The following is a 253-nucleotide window of genomic DNA, read 5'->3' as shown; positions in this document are numbered from 1 at the left end:
GCTGCGTTAAAGCGCTCACACTTGTCGGCTGTAAGAAAGACAGACTCAGGGGTCTGTAGCTCAGTCGGTTAGAGCACCGTCTTGATAAGGCGGGGGTCGATGGTTCGAATCCATCCAGACCCACCATTGCGATGATCGTTAGTGCTTCAGCACTTACGAGCATCCCACTCTGCCCGCAGGGCAGAGCCCGGAAGCGCAAACGCCTGGGTCTGAATGGTTTATGAGCTGGGGGATTAGCTCAGCTGGGAGAGCA

General features: G+C 56.1%; 1 tRNA gene. It reads left to right on the top strand.

The annotated features are described in order from the left end of the window. The first annotated feature begins 49 nt into the window (after positions 1-49). A tRNA-Ile gene (locus VSR34_RS39320) sits at positions 50-126 on the top strand. Positions 127-253 lie beyond the last annotated feature (127 nt).

The organism is Paraburkholderia sp. JHI2823 (genome assembly GCF_038900695.1).
Lineage (GTDB): Bacteria > Pseudomonadota > Gammaproteobacteria > Burkholderiales > Burkholderiaceae > Paraburkholderia > Paraburkholderia mimosarum.
Note: the sequence above shows the minus strand (reverse complement) of the source record. Positions and strands in the feature narration are given on the sequence as shown.